The sequence below is a fragment of the Rhodoferax sp. genome (assembly GCF_039922535.1).
GTDB lineage: Bacteria > Pseudomonadota > Gammaproteobacteria > Burkholderiales > Burkholderiaceae_C > Rhodoferax_B.
Genome location: NZ_JBDTEM010000066.1, coordinates 1 through 6,347, shown reverse-complemented (window position 1 = coordinate 6,347; position 6,347 = coordinate 1). Strand labels below are relative to the sequence as shown.

Below are 6,347 nucleotides of genomic sequence, written 5' to 3'. Positions count from 1 at the left end.
CCACGGTCACCGGCATGTCCATGACCTCGAATTCGTAGATCGCCTCCATGCCGAGATCGGCGAAGCCGACGACACGCGATTGCCGGATCGCCTTCGACACCAGATAGGCGGCACCGCCCACGCCCATCAGATAGGCGCTCCTGTGCTTGCGGATGGCCTCGATGGCGACCGGGCCGCGCTCGGCCTTGCCGATCATGGCGATCAGGCCGGTCTCGGCCAGCATCATCTCGGTAAAGCCGTCCATGCGGGTCGCAGTGGTCGGGCCGGCGGGGCCGACGGCTTCGTCACGCACCGGATCGACCGGGCCGACGTAGTAAATGACGCGGTTGGTGAAGTCCACCGGCAGTTTTTCGCCCTTGGCCAGCATGTCTTTGATGCGCTTGTGGGCGGCGTCGCGGCCGGTGAGCATCTTGCCGTTCAGCAGCAGGGTGTCGCCGGGTTTCCAGCTGGAAACTTCGGCCGGGGTCAGGGTGTCGAGGTTGACCTTTTTGCTCTTGTTGTAGTCGGGGGTCCAGTTGACGTTGGGCCACAGGTCCAGGCTCGGTGGGTCCAGGTAGACCGGGCCGCTGCCGTCCATCACAAAGTGGGCGTGGCGGGTGGCGGCGCAGTTGGGGATCATGGCCACGGGCTTGCTGGCAGCGTGGGTGGGGTACATCTCGATCTTGATGTCCAGCACGGTGGTCAGGCCGCCCAGGCCTTGCGCGCCAATGCCCAGGGCGTTGACCTTGTCAAACAGCTCCAGGCGCAGCGCCTCGACCTTGCTGAGTTCGGCGCCGGACGCGGCCTTGGCCTGCAGTTCGTACATGTCCAGGTCGCCCATCAGGCTTTGCTTGGCCATCAGCACGGCTTTTTCTGCGGTGCCGCCGATGCCTATGCCCAGCATGCCGGGCGGGCACCAGCCGGCACCCATGGTGGGCACGGTTTTCAGCACCCAGTCAACGATGCTGTCGCCGGGGTTGAGCATGACCATCTTGCTCTTGTTCTCGCTGCCGCCGCCCTTGGCCGCCACGGTGACTTCCAGTGTGTTGCCGGGCACGATCTCGGCAAAGATGACGGCAGGGGTGTTGTCCTTGGTGTTCTTGCGGTCAAAGTGCGGGTCGGCCACGATGCTGGCGCGCAGCATGTTGTCGGGGTGGTTGTAGCCCTGGCGCACGCCTTCGTTGATGGCGTCGTCCAGGCTGCCGGTGAAGCCTTCCCAGCGCACGTCCATGCCCACTTTCAGGAACACGTTGACGATGCCGGTGTCCTGGCAGATCGGGCGCTGGCCGGTGGCGCTCATCTTGCTGTTGGTCAAGATTTGCGCAATCGCGTCCTTGGCCGCCGGGCTTTGCTCACGCTCGTAGGCGCGGGCCAGGTGGGCGATGTAGTCGGCGGGGTGGTAGTAGCTGATGTACTGTAGGGCGGCGGCTACGGATTCGATCAGGTCGGCTTGGCGGATGGACGTGCTCATGGTGGGGTCTGTAGTTGTGGGGAAACCCTAGGATTATCTCTGTTGCGATGGGTTAATGTTCTCTACAGCCAAGCGGGGGGCTTGTGCATTGTTTTAACTACCAGAATCGAGTGATCATGCAAATCTTTACCCACATGAAAGTCATGACCCGTTTGAATCTGGTGTTTGGCCTGGTGCTAGCGCTGCTGGCGCTGGTCATCGCGGTGGCTTGGGTGCGCCTGGGCGACCTGGGGCAGATCAACCAGCGCATGGTGGACGAGGGTTTTGTCAAAACAGCGGCAGCCGCCCGCATCAATGTGGCAACGCGGACCATTGCGCGCCGCACCGTCGAGTTGTTCTTTGCCGTGGACAAGGCGCAAGAAGACAAGACGGTGGCGGACATCGAAGCCGAAAAGAAGCAGATCGCAGATGCCCTGCAAACCCTGGCGCGGCTGGAGGGCTCCACCGAAGGCAGCGCCATGGTGGCGGCAATAGAAGCCAACCGCAAGAAGCATGCGGACTCGTTTGCCAAGGTACTGCATTCCATCGCAGAAGAAGAACTGCCCGATGCGCGCAAAGAGTCCAAGGAGCAAACCTTGCCCACCCTGGACGCCATGCAAGCCCAGGTCGAAGCGCTGGTGGGCAAGCAAAAAGAGCTGGCCGATGCCGATGCGGCGGACGTGCTGCAGCGTATCCGCACCACCCGCAGTTTGCTATTGGGCCTGGGGCTGGCGGCCTTGGTCCTGGGCAGTGGCGCTGCGTTTGCGATGGGCCGCAGCATTGTTCGGCCGCTGAACCAGGCCTTGCTGCTTTCAGAGGCCATTGCCACAGGCGACTTCAGCCAGAAGTTTGAGGTGCAGGATGGTGGCGAGTTTGGCCTCTTGCTCGGCTCCATGGGCGATATGGAGGCCAAGCTCAGCGATCTGGTGTCGCGCATCAAGGATGCGACGGGCTACATCACCGTAGCTTCTCGGGATATTGCGCAGGGCAACGCGGATTTGTCGCAGCGCACGGAATCCCAGGCGACTTCTTTGCAGAAGACAGCCTCCAGCATGCAGCAGTTCACAGCCACGGTGCGCCAAAACGCCCAGCGGGCCCAGAGTGCGAACGGCCTGGCGGGCAATGCGTCGCAGATCGCCTTGCGCGGCGGTGCCGTGGTGGACGAGGTGGTCGAGACCATGGACGCGATCAGCGCCAGCTCCAAAAAAATTGTGGACATCATTGGTGCTATCGAAGGCATCGCCTTCCAAACCAATATCCTGGCCCTGAATGCCGCGGTAGAAGCCGCACGCGCCGGGGAGCAGGGGCGGGGTTTTGCTGTGGTGGCCAGCGAGGTGCGCAACCTGGCCCAGCGCAGCGCCGAAGCGGCCAAAGAGATTCGGGGGCTGATTGGCAACTCTGTGGCCCAGGTGGAGAGTGGCGCATCGCGGGTGGGGCAGGCCGGGCGCACCATGCAGGAAATCGTGCAGGCCGTGCAGCAGGTCACCGGTGTGCTGGCCGAAATGACCGAGGCATCGGTGCAGCAAAGCGACGGCATTGAGCACGTCAACCAGGCGGTGATGGAGCTGGAGCTGGTGACGCAGCAAAACGCAACCCTGGTCGATGAAACCGCCTCTGCAGCCTCGGCCATGGCAGAGCAGGTGGGCCGCTTGCAAGCGGCTGTGGACGCCTTCAAGGTTTAGCACTCAACTTCCGTGGTGCTATATAAAGAATAGCTTCTGCCGCAGGCGCTGTCTGCGCTAGCGGCCTGCTCGGCCTATTTTTATACGCCATGTAGTTCAGCTTGGCTCCCTGCCAAGCCCGCACGGGTTGTGACAGTCAAAAAACTGACACATGCGCTTCCTATGATCGGTTTACATGTGTACACGTTATGTCTAAACGTTTAGCGCATTGCAGAGCCCACGACGTCTATTTTTATAAACCCACGGAACCCCCCCATGTCTGAACTGAACCTAGCTTCGCGCCGCAGCGCTTTGAAGTTTTTGGCCACCGCACCCATGCTGCCGCTGGGCGCATTTGCCACCACCTCGCTGCTGTCGGGCTGCGCCACCACGGCCCCTACCGCCACGGCGGCGTTTGTGTCGGCGACCTTCACCGGCATGGCCGCACCGACGCTGGCCAGCCCGGCCGCCATGGCCACCGTGGCCGTGGGCTCCACCCTGAACGTGGCCTATGCCGACAACAGCACCCGCAGCTTCAAGCTGGCCTACCAGCCGTTCTTCAACACCGGCGACATGGTGCCGGACGGCAAGGGCAGCAAGGTGTTGGCCGGCGGCTATGTGGATATCCGCAACCAGCCCATCATGGACCGTTCGGTGCCTGGTAAAGAGCGCCAGTTCTTCTCGGATTGCCCGGATGGCAGCTCGTTGCTGACCTTGGCCAACCCCAATGTGCCGGGCGTCAAAGGCAACACCGTCTTTGCCGTGGTGCAGTTTGAATACACCACCCGCGACCAAAAGGGGGCCGATGCCTACGGCACGCTGCCGTCGCCCATCGCCGTGCTAACGCTGGACCAAAACCCCCAAACCGGTAAGCTCAGCCTGGTGAAGTACCACAACGTGGACACCAGCGTCGCCCACGGCCTGTGGATCACCTGCGGTGCCAGCCTGTCGCCTTGGAACACCCACCTCTCCAGCGAAGAATACGAGCCCAACGCGCCCTTCATCGGCGACGTAAAGCACTTCAAAACCTACAGCAAAAACCTGTTTGGCGACGAAAGCAAAGCCAACCCCTACCACTACGGCCACCTGCCCGAGGTAACCGTGAACCCCGACGGCACCGGCTCCATCAAAAAGCACTACTGCATGGGCCGCATCTCGCACGAGCTGGTCCAGGTGATGCCTGACAACCGCACCGCGCTGATGGGCGACGACTTCACCAACGGCGGCCTGTTCATGTTTGTGGCCGACCGTGAAAAAGACCTGTCCGCAGGCACCCTGTACGTGGCCAGCCTGGACACCGGCTTCTCAGTCAACCCGGCCGCGCCTGCCGTCGGTGTCTACTGGGTCAAGCTGGGCCACGCCACCAGCGCCGAAATCGAGCAGATGGCCAACACCTTGAAGCCCGCCGACATCATGGACGTGCGCAAGGACGACCCCAAAGACGCCAGCTTCACCCAGGTCTTCTTGAGCGGTGTGCCCAACTGGATCAAGGTGAAACCTGGCATGGAAAAAGCCGCCGCCTTCCTGGAAACCCACCGCTACGCCGGTCTGGTGGGCGGTACCATGGCCTTCACCAAGATGGAAGGTACCACCGTCAACATCAAGGACAAGACGGCCTATTCCGCGCTGTCTTACATCCAGGAATCCATGGTCAAGGGCGGTAAGGGCTGGACGGCGGGCAGCGGCATCGCCTTGCCCAAGGCCCTGGTGGCCGGTGCCGTGATCGAGCACAAGCTGATGGGCGGCCAAAAGGATATTTTGGGCGAAGCCATCCGCAGCGAATGGGTGCCCACCGCCACCAAAACCCTGCTGGCCGGGGAGGACATCGCCCCCGATGCGATGGGCAACCGGGCCCACATCGACAAAATCGCCAACCCCGACAACCTGAAGTTCTCGGAAAAGCTGCGCACCCTGTTCATCGGCGAAGACACCAGCCTGCACGTCAACAACTACCTGTGGGCCTACAACGTCGACACCAAGGCCCTGAGCCGCGTGCTGTCCACCCCCGCGGGCGCGGAATCCACCGGCCTGCACGCGGTAGACGAAATCCACGGCTGGACCTACATCATGAGCAACTTCCAGCACGCCGGTGACTGGATCCCCGCTCTGCACGGCAAAGTGCAAGCCACGCTAGACCCGCTGGTGCGCGCCAACTACAACGACCGCTTTGGCGCGGCAGTGGGGTATCTGACGGCCGACCCGATGGCGATCAAGCTGGGGTAAGGCTTGCTATGGAATAAGTAGCTTCCAGCGCAGGTGCTGCCTGGGCTGGAAGCTCTTTTTTTATATATTTTCAGGGCTGGTTTTTTGACACCGTTTGTGGCGCTGCTTGCCAGTCGCCACCCAGTGCCTTCACCAGAAACACCGAGGTCACCAGCCGCTGGCCCAGCAATTGCGAGGCTTGGCGCTCGCTGGCTAGCCAGGACTGCTGGGCAGTGATGACATCCAGATAGGCCGATGCGCCGCCTTCGTAGCGGGCGGTGGCCATGTCGAGTACGCGGCTGGCGGTGTTTACGGTGATGCGGGCCTGGGCGGACGCGCGGTCCAGCGCGGCCAGGCCGGTGATGCCGTCTTCCACTTCCTGCATGGCACCCAGCACCACCCGGCGGTAATTGGCCACGGCGGCTGCGTGGCCGAGCTTGGCGACTTCCAGATTCGCTTTGATGCGGCCACCGTCAAACAGCACTTCGGTGGCCGATAGGCCCAGCGACCACAGCAGACTGGGCGCATCGAACAAGGTAGACAGACGGTTGCTCTCGGCCCCCAGCGCCGAGCCCAGGATGATGCTGGGGTAGAAGGCCGCATTGGCCACGCCGATTTGCGCATTGGCTGCGGCCATGGCGCGTTCGGCCGAGGCGATGTCGGGTCGACGCTCCAGCAGGTCGGAGGGCAGGCCCAGCGGTACCGCCGGTGGGGTCAGCGCGCGCGCATCCGGTGCCAGGCTGAACAGTGGCGCGGGGATGCCGGCCAGGGTGGCAATCGCGTGTTCAAACTGGCCGCGCTGGCGGCGCAGCACATCGACCTGGACCAGAGTGGTGTCGAGCAGGGCCTGCTGCTGGGCTACATCCAGCCCGGTGGCCGCGCCCAGGTCGTGGCGCGAGCTGACCAGTTCCAGGGCACGGTTTTGCAGCGCGATGGAGCGCTGCAGCACGTCCAGCTCCACATCGAGTGCGCGCAGGTTGAAGTAGTTGGTGGCCAGGTCGGCGCTTTGCAGCAGACGGATGTTTTCAAAGTCGGCACCGGCTTGTTCGGCCGAA

Annotated in this window: 4 protein-coding genes; 2 read left to right on the top strand and 2 right to left on the bottom strand. The window is 62.8% G+C overall.

What is annotated here, in order from left to right:
• Positions 1-1,450 (bottom strand): fumarate hydratase (locus tag ABI213_RS02680; protein WP_348026010.1); only part of this gene is annotated, 1,450 nt, incomplete at its 3' end.
• Positions 1,451-1,566: 116 nt separating this feature from the next.
• Between ABI213_RS02680 and ABI213_RS02675 the strand changes: the two genes are divergently transcribed.
• On the top strand, positions 1,567-3,111 hold the full coding sequence (locus tag ABI213_RS02675) for a methyl-accepting chemotaxis protein (protein WP_348026008.1): 1,545 nt from the start codon (positions 1,567-1,569) through the stop codon (positions 3,109-3,111).
• A 255-nt stretch (positions 3,112-3,366) separates the two neighbouring features.
• Positions 3,367-5,313, top strand: a complete 1,947-nt coding sequence (locus ABI213_RS02670) for an alkaline phosphatase PhoX (protein ID WP_348026006.1) — start codon at positions 3,367-3,369, stop codon at positions 5,311-5,313.
• A gap of 70 nt (positions 5,314-5,383) precedes the next feature.
• Here the strand turns inward: ABI213_RS02670 and ABI213_RS02665 are convergent.
• Positions 5,384-6,347: efflux transporter outer membrane subunit (locus tag ABI213_RS02665; RefSeq protein ID WP_348026004.1), on the bottom strand; the 964-nt coding region annotated here is incomplete at its 5' end.